We start from the raw sequence: 18,827 nt of genomic DNA on the forward strand, positions 1-18,827 counted from the left end.
CCGGCAAGATCGCCCCTGACATGCCAGCAGCCAAGTACACTCCCGACGATGCCTCTGACCAGGCCAGATAGCGAAACGCTGCTGGAGTACTAGGCATCCCGACCTTCCACGACATCGCCGGCCGGAACGGCACCCCACCCCTGCGGCCCGAGTGATCAGCCCTCGTGCCGGCACAGTTCAGTTGGGAATGGTCACCAGGACCCGACCTCGGCCGCCGGCATCAACACGGTCTTGGGCTTGGGCGATCTTCTCCAGCGGGTACAGGTCGCCGATGGCGACGGTCAGCATGCCGACCGCGGCTGCGGCGGTGAGGTCACGGGCCGCCTGCCGTTTCGCCGCTTCGGCGAAGTCGTCGCTGCCGAGCATGCGCACCGTGACGTTGTTGAACAGCAAGGGCCAAAAGGGAAGTCGGGGCCGGTCGTCCCGGGTGGCGTAGGCGGCGATCACCGCGCCGTTCGCGGCGACGAGGTTGTCCAGGTCCGCATTGTCGGACAGGGCCACCTCGATGATTCGGTGCACACCGTCGGGAGCATGCGCGCGGATCGCGGCGGCGGGGTCGTCCCCGTCGAGCGCCACGGCATGGGAGACCACGGCGGGGTCGAGGCGGTTCAGGTCGCTGCCATGGCGCACGGTCCCGATCACCGTCGCGCCGCCCCACCGGGCGAGCTGCGCGGCCAGGGAGCCGACGCCGCCGAGCACCCCATGCACGAGCACGAGCTGTCCATCGACGGGGCCGTCGCTGAACACGGTGCGGTGGGCGGTGATCCCAGGGATGCCCAGGCCGGCGCCGAGTTCGTCGCTGAGGTGGTCGGGTAGCGGAACGGCCAGATCCGCAGGCACGACGGTGTATTGGGCTGCGGTGCCGAAGGGGCGGTAGGACTGGGCGCCGTACACCCATACCCGCTGTCCCACGCGGTGGGCGTCGACTCCGTCGCCCACCGCGTCGATGACTCCGGCGGCATCGCTGTGCGGGATCACCCGCGGGTAGGGCATCGAGGAGCCGAGCCAGCCGCGCCGCTTCTTGGTGTCGCCGGGGTTGACGCCCGAAACGGTGACGCGGACGCGGACCTCGCCGGGGCCGGCGGTGGGGTCGGGTAGTTCGCCGACGTGCAGGACATCGGCGGCAGGGCCCTGTTCGTCGTACCAGGATGCAAGCATGGACGTACCTCCAGGGCCGGTCAGCTCGCGGGTTCGTCGAGCGGAAAGGAAGTGCTCTTGGTGGGCTCGTCACCGTCCAGAACAGCGTGTAGCCAGGCGCGTTCGGCGCTGCTGATGGCACGGGCGGTGAGCAGCATGCCGCGCCGGTAGGGGTCGGCCACCTCCTCGGCCCGCAGCGGCCTGTCACCGTCGTAGAAGAAGCTCGCCGGTTCCTCCAGGAACGCAAGCCGTCTGCGCAGCACCGCGTGCTGCTCGGACACCTCGGGCAGGTGCGAGAGGAACGCCAGGATGGTGAAGAAGCGGGTGAAGTCGGTGATCTCGTGGTCGGCCGGCTTGCGCAGCCGCTTCAGCAATTCGGTGCGCCCGGCGCCGGTCAGGCTCAGTACGTACCGCGCTGGGCCCGCACCCGGGTCGGCGCGCCGCTCCAGCAGGCCCGCCTTGGTGAGACGGTTGATCGCCGGATACAGACTGCCGTCGCTGACCGGCCGCGTGTACCCGGTCAGCTGCGAAACCCGTCGGCGCAGCTCGTGCCCGGGCAGAGCACCCCCGGCCAGGAAGCCCAGTATCGCTAGTTCCAGCATGCCCTCAGCACCCCATCACATCGAAACGATGTACACATCGAATCGATGTTACCTTGGTTGGAATACCACCGCCATGAGGAGAGGAACATGCCGCTCGAAGCCGTGAAGTCAGTGATGAACCGCTTCGTCGAGTTCATCAACACAGCCGATGAGGATCTTGGCCGCGAGGTCATCTCTCCCGACGCGGTGTTCCACGCACCGAGTCATCCGGAGCCGCTTCGAGGTCCCGAGGGCTACATGGAGGTCATCGGCATGATGCGCAGTGGATTCCCGGACGTGCAGTGGACCCTGGAGGAGATGATCGAGGAAGGTGACACGGTGGCTGCACGGTTCACGATGCGCGGCACGCACGCCGGTGAGTTCTTCGGCATCCCCGCAAGCGGCAACAGGGTCTCGGTGCAGGCCATGAACTTCTACTACCTGGCCGACGGCCGGATTGTCGGCGAACGAGGTCAGCCCGACCTCCTTGGAGTCATGCAGCAGATCGGTGCCGTACCGGCACCATGAAGCGGGGAGGGGGCGCATACGTTCGATGCGGGAGGAGGGAACTCCGGCTGCCCACCCAGATCGCACATACACCTCAGCTGCTAGTTCAGAGAAGCAGTCCGTACGACAGTCCGTACGTCCCTCAGTAGGTCCCGATCTCGACGCGCGGCGGTCCGTCGTGCCAGGTGCAGAACACCGACACCCGGTCCGCGCCCGAGGAGAACTCCACGCGGATCCACGACTCCGTCTTCCACACCTGCATCGACCAGCCCGCCCCGGGGGTCGCCGAGACCAGGGAGGCGGACGTCCGCCCGAGGTCGAAGACGGCCCGGCCGCCGTCGGTGTCGTAGCTCTTGACCTCTCCGGAGGCGGAGGCGGAGGCGGGGGCCGTGGGGGAGGGGCCGGACGGCTTCGTGGGAGTCGGGCTCGGCTTCCTGGCGGCGGGCGGTGCGCTCGGGGTGCGCTGCGGCGGACTCGGCCTCCGTGTCGGCGTCGCCGACGGCTGCGGCTTCTGCCTGGTCGCGTCGGCGGCCTTGATGGGCAGGGCGCGCGGCGGGTCGTAGGCCGTGCCCGCCATCACCGTGTGGACACCCCACCACGACAGCGTGACCGCCGCGCCCGTGGCGAGCAGCCAGGCCAGTATGTGTACGAGTCCTCTGCGCATCGCGGCCATACTGCCGCACGCGTCCCACGAGTTGTCCACAGGCGAGAGTTGTCCACAGGCCCGCACCGGGCTGTTCGAGATGGCGTACGGTGCGGCGCATGGCACGTGTACTCGTGGTCGAGGACGACCAGTTCGTACGCTCGGCGCTCATCCGGCACCTGACCGACGCCTCGCACACCGTGCGCAGCGTGGGGACGGCCCTGGAGGCGCTGCGCGAGGTCGCCCATGTCCGCTTCGACGTGGTGATCCTGGACCTCGGACTGCCCGATCTCGACGGCTCCGAGGCCCTGAAGATGCTGCGCGGCATCACGGACGTGCCGGTGATCGTCGCCACGGCCCGGGACGACGAGACGGAGATCGTCCGGCTGCTGAACGCGGGCGCGGACGACTATCTGACCAAGCCCTTCTCGGTCGAGCACCTGTCGGCCCGGATGGCGGCCGTGCTGCGCCGGGCCCGCTCCGGGGCGGGGGAAGGGGAGCCGTCCCCGGTGATCCGGGTCGGAGGTCTGACCGTCGACCCGCTGCGGCGCCAGGCCGAGCTGGACGGGGCGCGACTCGACCTCACCCGCCGCGAGTTCGACCTGCTCGCCTTCCTGGCCCGCCGGCCCGGTGTCGTCGTCCCCCGCAAGGAGCTGCTCGCCGAGGTGTGGCAGCAGTCGTACGGCGACGACCAGACCATCGACGTCCATCTGTCCTGGCTGCGCAGGAAGCTGGGCGAGACGGCCGCGAGCCCGCGCTATCTGCACACCCTGAGGGGCGTCGGTGTGAAGCTCGAACCGCCGGGAGCGGAGACGCCGCGATGAGGTGGGCCCTGGTCAAGGTGTCGCTGGCGGTGACCACCATGGTCGTGCTCGCCTTCGCGGTGCCGCTCGGACTCGTCATCCGCGAGATGGCCCGGGACCGCGCCTTCTCCAACGCCGAGCGAGAGGCCGCGGCCGTCGCCCCCGCCCTGTCCATCACCACCGAACGCGACCAGCTCGAACGGGTCGTGGCCTCCGCCGGCTCTGACGCCGGGATGGCCGTGCACATACCGGCGGGCGACGGTCAGGACGCCATCGAGCTCGGACGGCAGCGCGCCGCCGACCAGGACATCGCGGCCGTGCGGAAGCTGGGCCGCGCCTCCACCACCGGCGTCACCGGCGGCTCGACGCTGCTCCAGCCGGTCGCGCTGAGCACCGGCGAGATCGCGGTCGTCGAGGTGTACGTACCGGAGTCCGAGGTCACCAACGGCCTGGGCACGGCCTGGGCGGTGCTCGCCGCGGTCGGGATCGCGCTGATCCTCGGCTCGGTCGCCGTAGCCGACCGGCTGGGCGTGCGGATGGTCCGGCCCGCGAAGCGCCTGGTCGAGGGGGCGCGTGACCTGGGGGAGGGGCAGCTCGGCGCCCGGGTGCCCGAGGAGGGCCCGACCGAACTGCGGCTCGCGGCGGTCGCGTTCAACTCCATGGCCGACCAGGTCGTCCAACTGCTGGCGAACGAGCGGGAGCTGGCGGCCGACCTGTCCCACCGGCTGCGCACGCCCCTGACCGTGCTGCGGCTGAACACCGCCTCGCTCGGCGAGGGACCGGCCGCCGACCAGACCCGGACCGCGGTCGAGCAGCTGGAGCGCGAGGTCGACACCATCATCCGTACGGCCCGGGAGGCCAAGCCGCAGACGGCAGCGGCCGGTCCGGGCGCCGGGTGCGACGCGGCCGAGGTGGTCCGGGAGCGGATGGCGTTCTGGTCGGCGCTGGCGGAGGACGAGGGCCGCAAGTGGCGGGTGGCCGGGGCCGAGCGGCCGGTGCGCATACCCGTGGCCCGCGCCGACCTGGCCGCCGGGCTCGACGCGCTGCTCGGCAACGTCTTCCGGCACACCCCGGAGGGCACCGCCTTCGCGGTCGACCTGCACAACGGCGAGGACGCGGTGATCGTCCTCGTGTCGGACGCGGGCGCCGGCATACCCGACCCGGAGGCCGCGATGGCGCGGGGCCGCGGCTCCGGGAGCGACGGCTCGACCGGCCTCGGCCTGGACATCGTGCGCCGGCTCGCGGAGTCGACCGGCGGGGACGTACGGATCGGCTCCTCGGTGCTCGGCGGGACCGAGGTGCGGATCTGGATCCAGCTGGACGGCAGAGCACCGGTCGGCAGGGGGCACCGCGGGGCGGTGCGCCGCCGGCGGCCCGGCAGGCTGGCGGCCGCCTACCACCGCTCCCGGTCTCACTGACCCCGCGCACGACCCACGCACGACATGTGCACGGGTCGGTCACGTTTCGACAAATGAAGTCAACGGCTCTTGACGCATGGCCGGACACACGGCTGTTATTGCGCCACCGTGTTCGGTCAAGTTGATTTCTGGTCGATTACGACCGGGTTTCACGCCACACCCTCGTGGCCGAACCCTGCCCTCAGGAGCCGTTCATGCACGACCTCACTCCCTCGGGACTCGCCCTCCCCGCTCCCGGCCGCCGGACCCTGCTGCGCGGCATAGGCGGCGCGGCCCTGCTCGGCGCCGGCATACCCCTGCTGAGCGCCTGCGGCGGCAGCGGCACGGCCGCCGATCCGAAGACGGTCAGTCTCGGGTCGAACTCCTCGGACGCGGTGCCGAAGAAGGCGTTCGCGGAGATCTACGCCGCCTTCACGAAGAAGTCCGGCATCAAGGTCGACGTGAACACCAAGGACCACAACACGTTCCAGGAGCAGATCAACTCCTATCTGCAGGGCGCGCCGGACGACGTGTTCACCTGGTTCGCGGGCTACCGGATGCAGTTCTTCGCGTCGAAGAAGCTCGCCACCCCGATCGACGACGTGTGGCAGAAGATCGGCGGGGACTTCCCCGAGGCGATGAAGAAGCTCAGCAAGGGTGAGGACGGCAAGTACTACTTCGTGCCGCTGTACACCTACCCCTGGGCGGTCTTCTACCGCAAGAGCGTCTTCGCCCAGCACGGCTACGAGGTCCCCACCACCTGGGACGACTTCGTCTCCCTGTGCAAGCGGATGAAGAAGGACGGGCTGGTCCCGATCGCCTTCGGCGACAAGGACGCCTGGCCCGCGATGGGCACCTTCGACCAGATCAACTTCCGCACCAACGGCTACGACTTCCATGTCGAGCTGATGGCGGGCAAGGCCTCCTGGACCGATGCGAAGGTGCGCAAGGTCTTCGACCACTGGACGGAGATCCTGCCCTTCCACCAGGAGGGTGCGGTGGGCCGCACCTGGCAGGACGCGGCGCAGACGCTGGTGGCGAAGAAGGCGGGCATGTATCTGCTGGGCACCTTCGTCGGCCAGCAGTTCACCGACCAGGCCGACCTGGCCGACCTGGATTTCTTCGCCTTCCCGGAGATCGACCCGGCCTTCGGGCAGGACACGGTCGAGGCGCCCACCGACGGCTTCATGCTCTCCAAGGCGCCGAAGAACAGGGCGGGCGCGGTCAAGCTGCTGGAGTACCTCGGCACGCCCGAGGCCGAGCAGATCTACCTCAAGGCCGACTCCAGCGTGGTGGCCGCCTCGACGAAGGCCGACACCTCCTCCTACACCGCGCTGCAGAAGAAGTCCTTCGAAATGATCTCCGGCGCGAAGAGCCTGACGCAGTTCATGGACCGCGACTCCCGCCCGGACTTCACCTCCACGGTGATGCAGCCGGCGCTGCAGAACTTCGTCCGCAACCCCAAGAACGTCGACAGCATCCTCTCGTCGATCGAGCGCCAGAAGAAGACGATCTTCGCCTCCGCATGAGCACCGACACCACCACCGAGAACCCGGAGGCGGCCGCCGAGCCGTCTCCGGGTGCCGCTGCCCGCACGAGGCCGACGGGCCACCGTCGCCTCCTCACCCGCCGCGACCGGATCACGCTCGCGCTGATGGCGGGCCTTCCGACGATCCTGCACGTCGCCCTGGTGTGGCTGACGGCGCTCGCCTCCATCGCGCTGGCCTTCACCAGCTGGAACGGCATCGGCTTCGACTCCATCCAGTGGGTCGGCCTGCAGAACTTCAGGGAACTGTTCACCAGCAACCCGCAGTTCTGGCCGGCCGTCGAGCACAACGTCGTCTGGTTCGTGGTGCTCATCCTGCTGCCCACGCCCTTCGGGCTGTTCCTCGCCGTGCAGCTGGACAAGAGCATCCGCTTCAGCCGCGTCTACCAGACCGCGTTCTTCCTGCCGGTCGTGATGTCGCTGGCGGTCATCGGGTTCGTCTGGCAACTGGTCTACAACCCCGACACGGGCCTGATCAACAGCGTCATCGGCGCCAACAAGCCCGGCCACTACATCGACTGGATCGGCGACCCGGACCTCAACCTGTGGGCCGTACTGATCGCCGCCTCCTGGCGGCACGCCGGTTACATGATGATCCTGTACCTGGCCGGCCTGAAGGGCGTCGACCCCGCCCTGCGCGAGGCCTCCGCCCTGGACGGGGCCAACGAGTGGCAGACGTTCAAGAACGTCGTCTTCCCCACCCTTCGGCCCACCAACACCGTCGTCCTGGTCGTCACCATCATCGAGGCCCTGCGCGCCTTCGACCTGGTCTTCGTCTTCAACAAGGGCGCCCAGGGCACCGAACTGCTGTCGATCCTGGTGACCAACAACATCATCGGCGAGTCCAGCCGCGTCGGATACGGCTCCGCCATCGCCGTCGTCCTGCTGGTGATCTCGCTCGCGGTGATCATTCCGTATCTGATCGCCACCTTCCGGAAGGAGCGGCGCGCATGAGCACCGTGAGCGCACCGGTCAAGCAGCGCACCCCGATCCGCCCGGCCCGGGTCCTGCTGCACACCTTCCTCGTCGTCACGGCGCTCGCCTGGCTGGCGCCCCTGCTGTGGGCGCTGCTCGCGGCGATGCGGCCGTACGCGGAGACCAGCGAGAAGGGCTATGTCTCCTGGCCCGACAAGCTGACCCTCGACAACTTCACGAACGCGTTCACCCAGTCCGACATGACGCACTACTTCGTGAACACCCTGATCATCGCCGTCCCGGCGGTGCTGCTGACACTGCTGCTGTCGTCGATGGTCGCCTTCTACGTCAGCCGCTTCGACTTCCGGGTCAACCTGTCGCTGCTGCTGCTCTTCACGGCGGGCAACCTGCTGCCCCAGCAGGTCATCATCACCCCGCTGTACCGCCTGTACCTGCTGATCGACCTGCCCGGCATCACGATGAGCGGCAAGCTGTACGACTCCGCGCTCGGCCTGGTGCTGATCCATGTGGCGTTCCAGTCCGGCTTCTGCGCGTTCGTGCTCAGCAACTACATGCGCTCGCTGCCGCACGAGCTGACCGAGGCCGCCCTGGTCGACGGCGCCTCCGTCTGGCGGCTGTACTGGCAGATCGTGCTGCCCCTGTGCAAGCCGGCGATGGCCGCCCTCGCGACGCTGCTCTCCATCTGGATCTACAACGACTTCTTCTGGGCCATCGTGCTCATCTCCACCGGCGAGAACATGCCGATCACCTCGGCGCTGAACAACCTCTCCGGCCAGTACTTCACCGACCCCAACCTGGTCGCCGCCGGCGCCCTGCTCACCGCGATCCCGACCCTGATCGTGTACTTCGCGCTCCAGCGCCAGTTCGTCCGCGGCCTGACCCTGGGGGCCAACAAGGGCTGACCCTGCTGCGCGAGCGGATGCGGGATGTCAGCGCTTGGAAAAGATCGGCGTCCAGCGGCCGCTGTAGTGGAGGTCGGCCTTCCGGAAGCCGGACAGCGGCGTAACGCTCTTTCCGTCCAGGCTCACCAGGACCAGCTGGTTGCGGAACTCGCCCTTTCCGGGGTCGCACCGCTGGGGGTCGCATCTCCATGCGACGAGCGAGTCGTCGTCGGCCCAGGCGAGCAGCTGCTGACCGGGCACGAGGGCGACCCGCTTGCCGTTGCTCGCATCCAGCACCTCGGAGACGATCTGGCCGTCATCGCCTGCGAACTTCCCCGTGACGAGCTTCTTGTCGGGGGAGAGGAGCGCCCCGGGCGAGCCCAGTTTCGCCTCCCGTTCCGGAACGGGCACCTCCTTGCCGGCCACGTCGTAGAACACCTTGCCCGTCTTGTTCGCCCAGGGCTCCCACAGCAAGGTGCTGTCACGGCTCCAGAGGAAATCCTGGCGTCCGCCGCGGGAGAGGGATCCGCGGTCGTCCTTCCTGGGCGGGCGCTCGGTGAAGTCCGCCCGTCCGGAGGCGACGTCGACGACATAGAAGCCGGTCCGGCTCGGCTTGGGCCCTGGCACCTTCTTGCCGTTCAGCTGATACGACGCGTCCTTGAACAGACCATCCGGGTCGCGGCCGTAGGCGGTCGCCACAAGGCGCTTGCCGTCGGGGGAGAACCGCACCCCGCCCACGCCCCGGTCCACCTCGATCCAGCGCTCCACCTGGTCCGTGGCCAGGTTCAGCAGTCCGATGCGATCGACCGGCAGACCGCGCTCCAGCACCGCGGCGGTCTTCATCCCGGGAGCCACATCGAGCCAGGCCCAGTCGGTCTTCCGGTAGCGGCCGGTGGTCGTGTTGAGCAGACTCCACTCGTACGCGACGGCGCCGTCCCCCTGCGGCCGCCGCACGGATCTCGCGGTGAAGTACGCCGAGACGGCGACCCTCCCCGCGGCGATGCGTTCCCGTGGCGGCGACTGATCCGGATGTGCCATGACGCCCGGGGCCGGAAGCCCGCCCGCGGATCGCTCCGGCGCACCGTCATCGCCGGCTGTGGCCAGCGACACCGCTACGCCGCATGCGACGACCGCCGCGACCACGCCGGTCACCACGATGCCTCGGACCGTCTTCATGGCTGCCTCCGGGACCAGATGTTCGCGTTTCGACAGCGCCGGCACGGCAGCGGAGTGCTCCATGCCGGCGCCTTCACCTCACGGCAATTGCCGAGGAGATTCCGGTCTACTCGTTGAACCACTCGGACTTCACTTCGTAACCGTCGCCGTTCCACGAGAGCTGCATCTGGTACGAGCCGAATTGGCCGACGTCGTAGCCCTTCTTGCCGCAGTTGGAGTCGCCGCCGTCGGTGATGTAGAGCTTCTCGTTGTAGTTGTTGTCGATCAGACGACCCGAGACACCATGGCCGTCCGCCTTCGTGTCACAGACCTTGAACATGTCTCCGTCGTCGATGAAGGTCATCGTGCCCCGGCCGCCCGGAAGCGAGATTTTCTTGTCGCTGTCGAGAGTGGAGAAATCGGAGGCCTGAGCCGTCGACGTGGTGCCGGCGAAGACCGTGGCCACAGCCGCACCGGCCACGGCTATACGGGTGAACGATCTGAACATTGAGCTTCCCTTTCACCGCAGGACTGCGGAGCAGCCCCACGGCCCCCCGCCCTGATCGACATCGACCTTAGACACATGATGATCAAATCGGGAAACGAATTCAGGTCATTGTGAATTACCGGAATATGGAATTCCAAAGACAGCGGGGCGCGGCCCCCCCCCGCGGGGGCCGCCCCCCCACCCCCCACCCCCCCGGGCGGCCTAAGCGGCCGGCTCCAGTGGCGGCAGTGCTCCGGTGCGTGCCGCCTTCCCGTACCACAGGGCGCTGGACTTCGGCGTGCGCTGGAGCGTCGCGTAGTCCACGTACACCGCGCCGAAGCGCTTGCCGTAGCCGTACGCCCACTCGAAGTTGTCCAGCAGCGACCACAGGAAGTAGCCGCGGACATCGGCGCCGTCGGTGATCGCGCGGCGGACCGCGGACAGATGGCCGTGGAGGTAGGAGACCCGCTCCGGGTCGTGCACCCGGCCGTCCGAGTCGATCTTGTCGTCGTAGGCCGCGCCGTTCTCGGTGATGTACAGCGGCAGGCCCGGCGCCTCCCGGGTGTAGCGCATGATCAGCTCATGCAGACCGGTCGGGTCGATCGTCCAGCCCATCTCCGTGCGGTCACCGGGCGTCTGGTGGAAGGCGACGTCGCCCGCGGCCGGCCACGGCGAGTGGTCGCTCGCCCCGTGGCCGTCGGCACGCGGCGCCCGCGCCGACGCGTCCGCCGCCGAGACCAGCGCGGGCGTGTAGTAGTTGAGGCCCAGCGCGTCCAGCGGCTGGTTGATCAGCGTCAGATCGCCGTCCAGGACGTAGTCCCAGTCGGTGAGGTCCGACGTCGCCACGTACAGCGACTCGGGGTAGGCGCCGTGCAGGATCGGGCCGTGGAAGACCCCGTTGGCCAGGTCGTCGATCCTCTTGGCCGCCGCCAGGTCCGCCGGGTCCTGCGAAAGCGGCCGCACGGTCGCGGAGTTGAGGGCGATCGCGACCTGGTTGCGGGCCGGCATCACCGACCGCAGCGCCGACGCGCCCAGCCCGTGCGCCAGGTTCAGATGATGCGCGGCACGCAACGAGGCCGCCGGATCCGTACGCCCCGGAGCGTGCACCCCGGACGCGTAGCCCAGGAATGCGCTGCACCACGGCTCGTTGAGCGTCATCCACTGCTCGACACGGTCGCCCAGCGCCTCACCGACGATCTGCGCGTACTCCGCGAAGCGGTACGCCGTGTCGCGCTCCGGCCAGCCCCCCGCGTCCTCCAGATCCTGCGGCAGATCCCAGTGGTAGAGCGTGACGGCCGGCTTGATGCCCTTGGACAGCAGCTCGTCCACCAGTCGGCGATAGAAGTCCAGGCCCTTCTGGACGGCCGGGCCCCGGCCGGTCGGCTGCACCCGCGACCACGAGACGGAGAAGCGGTAGGCGCCCAGGCCCAGGTCCGCCATCATCGCGACGTCCTCGCGGTAGCGGTGGTAGTGGTCGACAGCGATGTCACCGTGGTCGCCGCCGACGGTCTTGCCCGGCGTATGGCTGAAGGTGTCCCAGATCGACGGCGTACGGCCGTCCTCCCGCACCGCACCCTCGATCTGGTACGCGGAGGTGGCCGCACCCCAGACGAAGGCCGGAGGGAAGGTCACCGGAGTGGCCGGGTTCTCGGATTCAGGCATGGAAGCGCTCCCATTGGGGGTTCGTGGAGAGGCGACGGGTGGAGGGGGAAAGGGAGTTCACGAACAGGGGCCGGAGCGGCACTGATCCGGCCCCCTGGAGAACGGACGAGGGCGTCAGCCCTTCACGGCGCCCTGCATGATGCCGCCCACGATCTGCTTGCCGAAGATCGCGAAGACCAGCAGCAGCGGCAGCGTGCCCAGCAGCGCGCCCGCCATGATCAGGGACGTGTCGGGCGTGTAGCCGCGGCCCAGCGCCGCGACCGCGACCTGCACGGTCGGGTTGCCCATCTGGGTCAGCACCAGGAACGGCCACATGAAGTCGTTCCAGGTCTGCACGAACGTCAGCATCCCGAGCACGGCCATCGCCGGCCGCGCCGCCGGGAACACCACGTGCCACACCACGCGCCAGCTGCTCGCCCCGTCGACCCGGGCGGCCTCTATGATCTCGTCCGGCAGCGCCTGGATCAGGTACTGCCGCATGAAGAACACACCGAACGCGCTCACCAGCGACGGGAAGATCACCGCCTGCAACTGGTCCGTCCAGTCGAGCTTGGCGACCATCATGTACAGCGGGATCACGCTCAGCTGCGGCGGCACCATCATCGTGCCGATCACGATCAGCATCAGCGCGCCACGGCCTCTGAACCGCAGCTTGGCGAAGGCGAAACCGGCGATCGTCGACAGGAAGACGATCGTGGCCGCCGAAACACCCGCCACGATCGTGGTGTTGAGGAACGCCTCACCGAGATTGGCGTCCTTCCAGGCGATCTCCAGCTTGTCGAACAGACCCGAGCCGAACCAGAACGGCGGCGGTGTCTGCGCGAGCCGCTGCTTGTCACGCGAGGCGGCGATCGCCGTCCACACCAGCGGGAACAGCGACACGATCGTGAACACGATCAGGATCGCGTACGCGATCGGACCGCCGTGCAGCTGCCCGCCGGCCCGCGCGGACTTCGGCAGGCGCGGGCGCTTGGAATCCTTCACGGGCGCACCGGGCGGCGGCGCGTCGGGGGGCGTCACAGTCGTCGTCACGGCCACCACTCCTTAACTACTGGCGCGCAGCCGGCGCGAGATGACGTAGTTGACGATGCCGATGACGATCAGCAGCAGGAACATCGTCCAGGCGATCGCCGAGGCACGGCCCAGGTGCTGGGCCACCCAGCCCTGCTCGTACAGATACAGACCGAGCGTCTGGAACTGGTGCTCCGCGCCGCCGGAGGTGCCCTTGTTGGCATCGAAGAGCAGCGGCTCGCCGAACACCTGGCTCGCCCCGATCGTCGACACGACGACGGTGAACAGGATCGTCGGCCGCAGCGACGGCAGCGTCACATGGATGAACTGCTGCCAGCGGCTGGCCCCGTCCAGGGCCGCCGACTCGTACAGGTCGTGCGGGATGGCCTGCATCGCGGCGAGGTAGATCAGCGCGTTGTAGCCGGTCCAGCGCCAGATGATGATCGTCGAGACGGCGATCTGCGAGTACCACTTGTCGTTCTGCCAGTCGACCGGGTTGATGCCGACCAGGTCCAGCGCCCAGTTGATCATGCCGTAGTCACGGCCGAAGAGCAGCACGAACACCAGCGAGGCGGCGGCGATCGACGTCGCGTACGGCGCGAGCATCGCGACCCGGAAGAACGTCGAGGCCCGCAGCTTGTAGTTGAGGATGTGCGCGATGCCCATCGCCATCAGCAACTGCGGGACGGTGGAGATGATGCCGATGGTCAGGGTGTTGCGCGCCGCGTTCCAGAAGAACTCGTCGTCGAAGAGCCGGGTGTAGTTGCGCATCCCGACCCAGTTCATGTCGGTCGGCGCGGTCAGCTCCACCTGGTGCAGGGAGGCCCAGCCCGTGTAGATCAACGGGAACAGACCGAACGCGACGAACAGCAGGAAGAACGGCGAGACGAAGGCGTACGGGCTCCAGCGCAGGTCCCGCTGCCAGCGGCGGGACAGCCGGTCCCGGCGCCGCTGCTCCTTCTCCGCCTCCGCGGGGTCCCCGGGCACACGGCCCGGGGCCGCGCCCCCCTCCACGGGGGGCGCGGCGGTGTCGTGACGGGTGGCCATCCGGGTCACTGGTCCAGCTTGTTGTCGATGGACTTGGTCGCCGTCTCCCAGGCCTCCTCGGCCGACTTGCCCTTGGTGACGAGGATGACGCCGTTGTCCGACAGGCCCTGCTGGATGATCTGGTCCTTCGGGCCGATCACCTGGACCGGGGCCGTCTTGGCGAGCTCCGCGAAGATCGAGCCGATCTGCTGGTCACCGGTCATCTCGTTCGTCGCGCCGGTCACCTCGGGCAGGCTGTAGGCGGGCGGGGAGCTCGGGAAGCTGCCCTGCACCTTGAACAGCTTCGCCTGCTGCTCCGGCGCGGTCAGCCAGGCCACGAACTTCTGGGCCTCCTTCACGTTCTTGCCGCTCTTGGGCACGGTGAGGAAGGTGCCGCCCCAGTTGCCGCCCTTGGGCGCGGCGGCCACGGCCCACTTGCCGGCCGCGTCCGGCTTGGCGTTGCCCTTGATCGTGCCGAGCATCCACGGCGGGCAGGCGATCGCGGCGAACTTGCTGTTGGCGATCGTGGAGTTCCAGGCCGGCTGGAACTGCGTCTGCGACTGGACGAGGCCCTTCTTCGCGGCCTCCGCCGTCAGGTCGAAGGCGGCCTTGACCGCGGGGTTCTCCTTGTAGATGACCTTGCCGGAGGAGTCGTAGAACTTCTCCTTCTCGCTGCCCAGGACCGCGTTGAGCAGACCGCCGGGGGAGTCCATGAAGAAGGTGCCCTTCGGGGCCTTCTTCTTGTACCGCTCGCCGACGCCGACGACCTTGGCCCAGTCACCGGCCCACAGCTTGCCGACCTCGGCCGGGTCGGTGGGCAGACCGGCCTGCTTGAAGAGGTCCGTGCGGTAGCAGATCGCCATCGGGCCGACGTCGGTGCCGAGGCCGATCGTCTTGCCGTCCTTGGTAGTGGCCTGCTGCCACTTCCAGTCCAGCCAGTTGCTCTTGCTCACGCCCGAGACCTTGGACATGTCCTCGAGCTTGTCGGCCTGGGTGGCCGTGACCTCGGAGATGTTGGCGACTTCGACGGCCTGGACGTCCAGCAGACCACTGTTGGTGGTGAGGTGGTTCAGCAGCGCCGGGTAGTAGTTCTCGTTCCGCTCGATGACGTTCTGCTCGATCTTGATCTTCGGGTTGAGCTTCTCGTACTCGTCGTAGAGGCCGGCCTCCTTGAAGCCCATGGTGCCGAAGAGCCCCACCGAGATCGAGGTCTTGCCGCTGCTGTCGCCGGACGAGGAGCCGGAACTGTCGTCGCCGCCGTCGTCGGCACAGCCGGCCAGCAGCCCGGCGCCCAGCGACGCGACTGCCGCGAGGACAACCGCCCGGTTGCGGGCGGATCGGGTACGTGCTCGCATTGCGTCCTCCTGTTTGCCCTGACGTGCCGACCCCCCGGCCAACTGCATGGTTGGACCCGTTTTTGCTCGCTGCGGCTCGGGCGGGGAACGTGCGGGTTGTGTATGTGTCAGGTACTGTGGGAGCGCTCCCACCAGTGATGTGTTGAAGGTTCGCCGGTCGGGGCGGGGGTGTCAAGGGACCGGACAGGGAGAGATGCGTTCAGTTATCGGGCTGTTAACTGGACCCGGGCCGGGGCCCGTTGCAGCCCGGGACGGCGGTATCGAGCCGGTCGAACCGGGCCGCCGGGCCCAAGCGGAGGCCGGGGGCGGCAAGCCCTCGGTGGCGGTCACTACAGCTGACGAGCCTGTTAAATTCCAGGCCAGCCGCAGAGTGCGGGTGTGGACGGGAAGGCGGAGCCCATGGCAAGCCACGGAGCGCGGGGCCGAAGCGGTGGCCGGCCCACCCTCGAAGAGGTGGCGGCGCGCGCCGGTGTCGGCCGCGGCACCGTCTCCCGGGTGATCAACGGCTCGCCCCGGGTCAGCGACGCGACCCGGGCGGCCGTCGAGGCGGCGGTCGCGGAGCTCGGATACGTCCCGAACACCGCCGCGCGCGCCCTGGCAGCGAACCGTACGGACGCGATCGCGCTGGTCGTGCCCGAGCCGGAGACGCGGTTCTTCGCGGAGCCGTACTTCTCGGACATGCTGAAGGGCGTCGGGGCGGCGCTCTCCGACACGGAGATGCAGCTGCTGCTGATCTTCGCGGGCAGTGACCGCGAACGCCGCCGCCTCGCCCAGTACTTGGCGGCCCACCGGGTGGACGGCGTCCTGCTGGTCTCCGTGCACGCGGACGACCCACTGCCCGACCTGCTGGCCCAGCTGGAGATACCGGCGGTGATCAGCGGCCCGCGCTCGTCGGCGGAGACCCTCCCGTCGGTCGACTCCGACAACTACGGCGGCGGCCGCCAGGCCGTCGAGCACCTGTTGTCCGGCGGCCGCCGCCGGATAGCCCACATCACCGGCCGTCTCGACGTCTACGGTGCCCAGCGCCGTATCGAGGGCTACCGCGACGCCCTGAGCGACGCGGGCCACGAGGCGGACGAGGCCCTGATCGAGGCGGGCGACTTCACGGAGGAGGGCGGCCGCCGCGCCATGGCGGCCCTGCTGGAGCGCCGCCCCACCCTGGACGCGGTCTTCGCCGCCTCCGACGTCACCGCGGCCGGTGCCCGCCAGGCCCTGCGCGAGGCGGGCCGCCGCATCCCCGACGACGTGGCGCTCGTCGGCTACGACGACTCCGCCATCGCCCGCCACATGGACCCGCCCCTCACCAGCGTCCGCCAGCCCATCGAGGAGATGGGCCACGGCATGATCGACCTCCTCCTCACGGAGATCGCCGACCGCCGCCCCTCGGCGTCCCGGGGCCTGGAACGACGCCAGATGGTCCTGGCCACGGAGCTGGTGTCCCGGTCGTCGTCGTGACGGGGGCCGCCGCCCGCGGGGGTCACGTCCTGGCCGGTGCCGGACGCCGGAGCAGATAGGCGGCCGCCGTCGACACCAGGACCGCCATGCACGCGATGAACACCAGGCCAGCGCCCTCCAGGCCGAGGGGGCCCGTCAGCAGGCCCACGCCGATCACCGGGACCGAGATGCCCGCGTAGGCCACCACGAACAGCGTCGAGATCACCGCGGCTCGCTGGTGTTCGGGCGAGGCCTCCGCCACCTCGGACAGCGCGCCACGGAACGCCAGCCCCTGCCCGATCCCGCCGATGAGCGCGCTCAGCACCACCAGCGCCATCAGGTCCCACCGCAGCGCGCCCGCGAGCAGGGCCAGACCGGCGAGCAGCCCGGCGCAGCCCAGGGGCAGGGAGCGCCGTACCCCGACCCGGCCGACGGCGAGTTGGCCGGCGGTCGAGGCGAAGAAGGCCAGCGCGACGATCAGCCCGCTCACGGCGTGGTCGGTCACGCCCAGGGACTCGGCGAGGAACTCCGGGCTGACCGACGTGAACACCCCGAACAGCGCGAACCCCACGAACGCGGCGGTCGCCGCGGGCCCGAACACCGCCCGCACCTGCGGGGGCAGAGCGGGCCGCTGCGGCCGTACGGTGCGCAGCGGCCGCCGCTCCCGTACGGTCTCCGCGAGCCCCAGCAGGACGGCGGCCGAACCGGCCACCAGGGCGAGGTGTGTGACGAACGGCAGATACAGCGGCCAGGGGGCGTACTGCGCGAGCACCCCGGACAGCAGGGGACCGCAGCCCAGTCCGCCCATGTTGGCGGCCGTCGCCACGAACGTGGCCCGGGCGGTGCCGCCCTCGGGCGCCAGCTCCATCACGTACGCGGTGGCCGCCCCGGTGAACAGCCCGGCGGACAGTCCCGACAGCAGCCGCCCCGCGTACAGCCAGCCGAGCCCGGTGGCGCACAGGAAACAGACGGCGCTCGCCGCGGCGAGGCCCAGGCCGCACAGCAGCACCGGGCGTCTGCCCACGACGTCAGAGGCGTTGCCGACCAGCAGCAGCACGCCGATGACCGCGAAGGCGTACAGGGCGTACACCACGGTCACGGTCAGCTCGGAGAACCCGAACTTGTCCTGGTAGAGGGGGTAGAGGGGAGTCGGCAGCGTGGTGCCGGCCATGCACACGGCGAACACCGCCCCGCCGAGCACACACGCGCGCCACCCTCGGTGTCCACCGTCCATGGCGCCGACGGTAGCCCCGCCTCCGGGCCACCCCGGACAGGCGCGGCAGGCGCGCAAAAAGCTTCAGCCGGTGGCTTCTTTTACGAAGCCACCGGCTGAATACTCAGGGTGAGTGACGGGACTTGAACCCGCGACTTCCTGGACCACAACCAGGTGCTCTACCAGCTGAGCTACACCCACCATGACCGGCTTGGAGGTCTGTGACTTCCTGACCGGCCGAGAAAAAGTGTACAGGGTCCGAAGGGGTGCTCGCGCCCACCTTTCCCGGCGCTCCCCGACGGGCCCCTGGCACGCCTACTGAGCAGGCAGAACGTGCTTCGCGGCGATCTTCTTCGCGGTGTCCGAGTCGGGCCCGGGCTGCGGGACGAAGACGGCCTCGCGGTAGTAGCGCAGCTCCGCGATGGACTCGCGGATGTCGGCGAGCGCGCGGTGGTTGCCGTTCTTCTTCGGGCTGTTGAAGTACGCCCGCGGGTACCAGCGGCGGGCCAGCTCCTTGACCGACGAGACGTCGACGATCCGGTAGTGGAGGTAGTCCTCCAGTGTCGGCATGTCGCGCAGCAGGAAGCCGCGGTCCGTGCCGACGGAGTTGCCGCACAGCGGGGCCTTGCCCGGCTCCTTGACGAACTCCCTCACATACGCCAGGACCTGCTCCTCGGCGTCCTTCAGCGTCGTGCCGTCCGGCAGCTCGGCGAGCAGCCCGGACGAGGTGTGCATCTGACGCACCACATCCGGCATCGTCTCCAGTGCCCGGTCCGGCGGCCGGATGACGATGTCCACGCCTTCGCCGAGCACGTTCAGCTCGGAGTCGGTCACGAGGGCGGCCACCTCGATGAGCGCGTCGTCCGACAGCGAGAGGCCGGTCATCTCGCAGTCGATCCACACCATGCGATCGTTCATGTGTCTAACCTTACGGCCCACTGCCCCCGGCTCGGCCCGGCCGTGCAGTGACCTTGTCGTCGAAGGCCGGCCCGCGGTGAGAACGGCTCCGGAAACGGCGCCGGGCCCGCGGGGAGGGCTTCCTCCCCGCGGGCC

At 69.2% G+C, this 18,827-nt stretch carries 18 protein-coding genes and 1 tRNA gene; 7 read left to right on the forward strand and 12 right to left on the reverse strand.

Annotation, left to right across the window (positions count from 1 at the left end; genetic code table 11):
* Positions 1 to 177: 177 nt before the first annotated feature.
* Positions 178 to 1,158 (reverse strand): NADPH:quinone reductase, encoded by a 981-nt coding sequence (locus ACFT4A_RS41505; RefSeq protein ID WP_382841604.1) that lies wholly within the window; start codon positions 1,156 to 1,158, stop codon positions 178 to 180.
* Between the two features lie 20 nt (positions 1,159 to 1,178).
* Positions 1,179 to 1,739 carry a PadR family transcriptional regulator gene (locus ACFT4A_RS41510; protein ID WP_382841606.1) on the reverse strand — a complete coding sequence of 187 codons (561 nt, stop codon included), beginning with the start codon at positions 1,737 to 1,739 and terminating at the stop codon, positions 1,179 to 1,181.
* A gap of 87 nt (positions 1,740 to 1,826) precedes the next feature.
* Between ACFT4A_RS41510 and ACFT4A_RS41515 the strand changes: the two genes are divergently transcribed.
* Positions 1,827 to 2,246, forward strand: coding sequence for an ester cyclase (locus tag ACFT4A_RS41515; protein ID WP_382841609.1), 420 nt, complete (start codon positions 1,827 to 1,829; stop codon positions 2,244 to 2,246).
* 121 nt (positions 2,247 to 2,367) lie between these two features.
* Here the strand turns inward: ACFT4A_RS41515 and ACFT4A_RS41520 are convergent, their stop codons facing one another.
* Positions 2,368 to 2,889 (reverse strand): hypothetical protein, encoded by a 522-nt coding sequence (locus ACFT4A_RS41520; protein ID WP_382841611.1) that lies wholly within the window; start codon positions 2,887 to 2,889, stop codon positions 2,368 to 2,370.
* 98 nt (positions 2,890 to 2,987) lie between these two features.
* Between ACFT4A_RS41520 and ACFT4A_RS41525 the strand changes: the two genes are divergently transcribed.
* From ACFT4A_RS41525 to ACFT4A_RS41545, 5 genes are all read left to right on the forward strand, one after another.
* Entirely contained in the window at positions 2,988 to 3,692 is a 705-nt protein-coding gene (locus tag ACFT4A_RS41525) for a response regulator transcription factor (RefSeq protein ID WP_382841614.1), read from the forward strand.
* Positions 3,689 to 5,089 (forward strand): sensor histidine kinase, encoded by a 1,401-nt coding sequence (locus tag ACFT4A_RS41530; RefSeq protein ID WP_382841617.1) that lies wholly within the window; start codon positions 3,689 to 3,691, stop codon positions 5,087 to 5,089. The genes ACFT4A_RS41525 and ACFT4A_RS41530 overlap by 4 nt, the downstream gene beginning before the upstream one ends.
* 194 nt (positions 5,090 to 5,283) lie before the next feature.
* A complete protein-coding gene (locus ACFT4A_RS41535; RefSeq protein WP_382841620.1) occupies positions 5,284 to 6,597 on the forward strand; it encodes an ABC transporter substrate-binding protein in 1,314 nt (437 codons plus the stop codon).
* Positions 6,594 to 7,568 carry a carbohydrate ABC transporter permease gene (locus ACFT4A_RS41540; protein WP_382841622.1) on the forward strand — a complete coding sequence of 325 codons (975 nt, stop codon included), beginning with the start codon at positions 6,594 to 6,596 and terminating at the stop codon, positions 7,566 to 7,568. The genes ACFT4A_RS41535 and ACFT4A_RS41540 overlap by 4 nt, the downstream gene beginning before the upstream one ends.
* Positions 7,565 to 8,452 carry a carbohydrate ABC transporter permease gene (locus ACFT4A_RS41545; protein ID WP_382841625.1) on the forward strand — a complete coding sequence of 296 codons (888 nt, stop codon included), beginning with the start codon at positions 7,565 to 7,567 and terminating at the stop codon, positions 8,450 to 8,452. The genes ACFT4A_RS41540 and ACFT4A_RS41545 overlap by 4 nt, the downstream gene beginning before the upstream one ends.
* Before the next feature lie 27 nt (positions 8,453 to 8,479).
* Here the strand turns inward: ACFT4A_RS41545 and ACFT4A_RS41550 are convergent, their stop codons facing one another.
* The 6 genes from ACFT4A_RS41550 to ACFT4A_RS41575 form a co-directional block, all read right to left on the reverse strand.
* Entirely contained in the window at positions 8,480 to 9,670 is a 1,191-nt protein-coding gene (locus ACFT4A_RS41550) for a hypothetical protein (protein ID WP_382841628.1), read from the reverse strand.
* Positions 9,671 to 9,713: 43 nt separating this feature from the next.
* Positions 9,714 to 10,094, reverse strand: a complete 381-nt coding sequence (locus ACFT4A_RS41555) for a hypothetical protein (RefSeq protein WP_382841631.1) — start codon at positions 10,092 to 10,094, stop codon at positions 9,714 to 9,716.
* Between the two features lie 201 nt (positions 10,095 to 10,295).
* The gene (locus ACFT4A_RS41560; protein WP_382841634.1) at positions 10,296 to 11,735 is read right to left on the reverse strand and encodes a GH1 family beta-glucosidase; all 1,440 of its coding nucleotides are present in this window, start codon (positions 11,733 to 11,735) and stop codon (positions 10,296 to 10,298) included.
* 114 nt (positions 11,736 to 11,849) lie between these two features.
* Entirely contained in the window at positions 11,850 to 12,767 is a 918-nt protein-coding gene (locus tag ACFT4A_RS41565; RefSeq protein ID WP_382841636.1) for a carbohydrate ABC transporter permease, read from the reverse strand.
* 12 nt (positions 12,768 to 12,779) lie between these two features.
* On the reverse strand, positions 12,780 to 13,793 hold the full coding sequence (locus tag ACFT4A_RS41570; protein ID WP_382841639.1) for a carbohydrate ABC transporter permease: 1,014 nt from the start codon (positions 13,791 to 13,793) through the stop codon (positions 12,780 to 12,782).
* A gap of 5 nt (positions 13,794 to 13,798) precedes the next feature.
* Entirely contained in the window at positions 13,799 to 15,127 is a 1,329-nt protein-coding gene (locus ACFT4A_RS41575; protein ID WP_382841642.1) for an extracellular solute-binding protein, read from the reverse strand.
* Positions 15,128 to 15,526: 399 nt separating this feature from the next.
* Between ACFT4A_RS41575 and ACFT4A_RS41580 the strand changes: the two genes are divergently transcribed.
* Positions 15,527 to 16,582 carry a LacI family DNA-binding transcriptional regulator gene (locus ACFT4A_RS41580; protein ID WP_382841644.1) on the forward strand — a complete coding sequence of 352 codons (1,056 nt, stop codon included), beginning with the start codon at positions 15,527 to 15,529 and terminating at the stop codon, positions 16,580 to 16,582.
* A gap of 22 nt (positions 16,583 to 16,604) precedes the next feature.
* Here the strand turns inward: ACFT4A_RS41580 and ACFT4A_RS41585 are convergent, their stop codons facing one another.
* The 3 genes from ACFT4A_RS41585 to orn form a co-directional block, all read right to left on the reverse strand.
* Complete coding sequence (locus ACFT4A_RS41585; RefSeq protein ID WP_382841647.1) at positions 16,605 to 17,795, reverse strand: MFS transporter; 1,191 nt, start codon at positions 17,793 to 17,795, stop codon at positions 16,605 to 16,607.
* Positions 17,796 to 17,902: 107 nt separating this feature from the next.
* A tRNA-His gene (locus ACFT4A_RS41590) sits at positions 17,903 to 17,975 on the reverse strand.
* A 114-nt stretch (positions 17,976 to 18,089) separates the two neighbouring features.
* On the reverse strand, positions 18,090 to 18,692 hold the full coding sequence (orn, locus tag ACFT4A_RS41595) for an oligoribonuclease (RefSeq protein ID WP_382841649.1): 603 nt from the start codon (positions 18,690 to 18,692) through the stop codon (positions 18,090 to 18,092).
* Positions 18,693 to 18,827 lie beyond the last annotated feature (135 nt).

Source organism: Streptomyces sp. NPDC057099 (genome assembly GCF_042671245.1).
In the GTDB taxonomy this organism is placed as follows: domain Bacteria; phylum Actinomycetota; class Actinomycetes; order Streptomycetales; family Streptomycetaceae; genus Streptomyces; species Streptomyces purpurascens.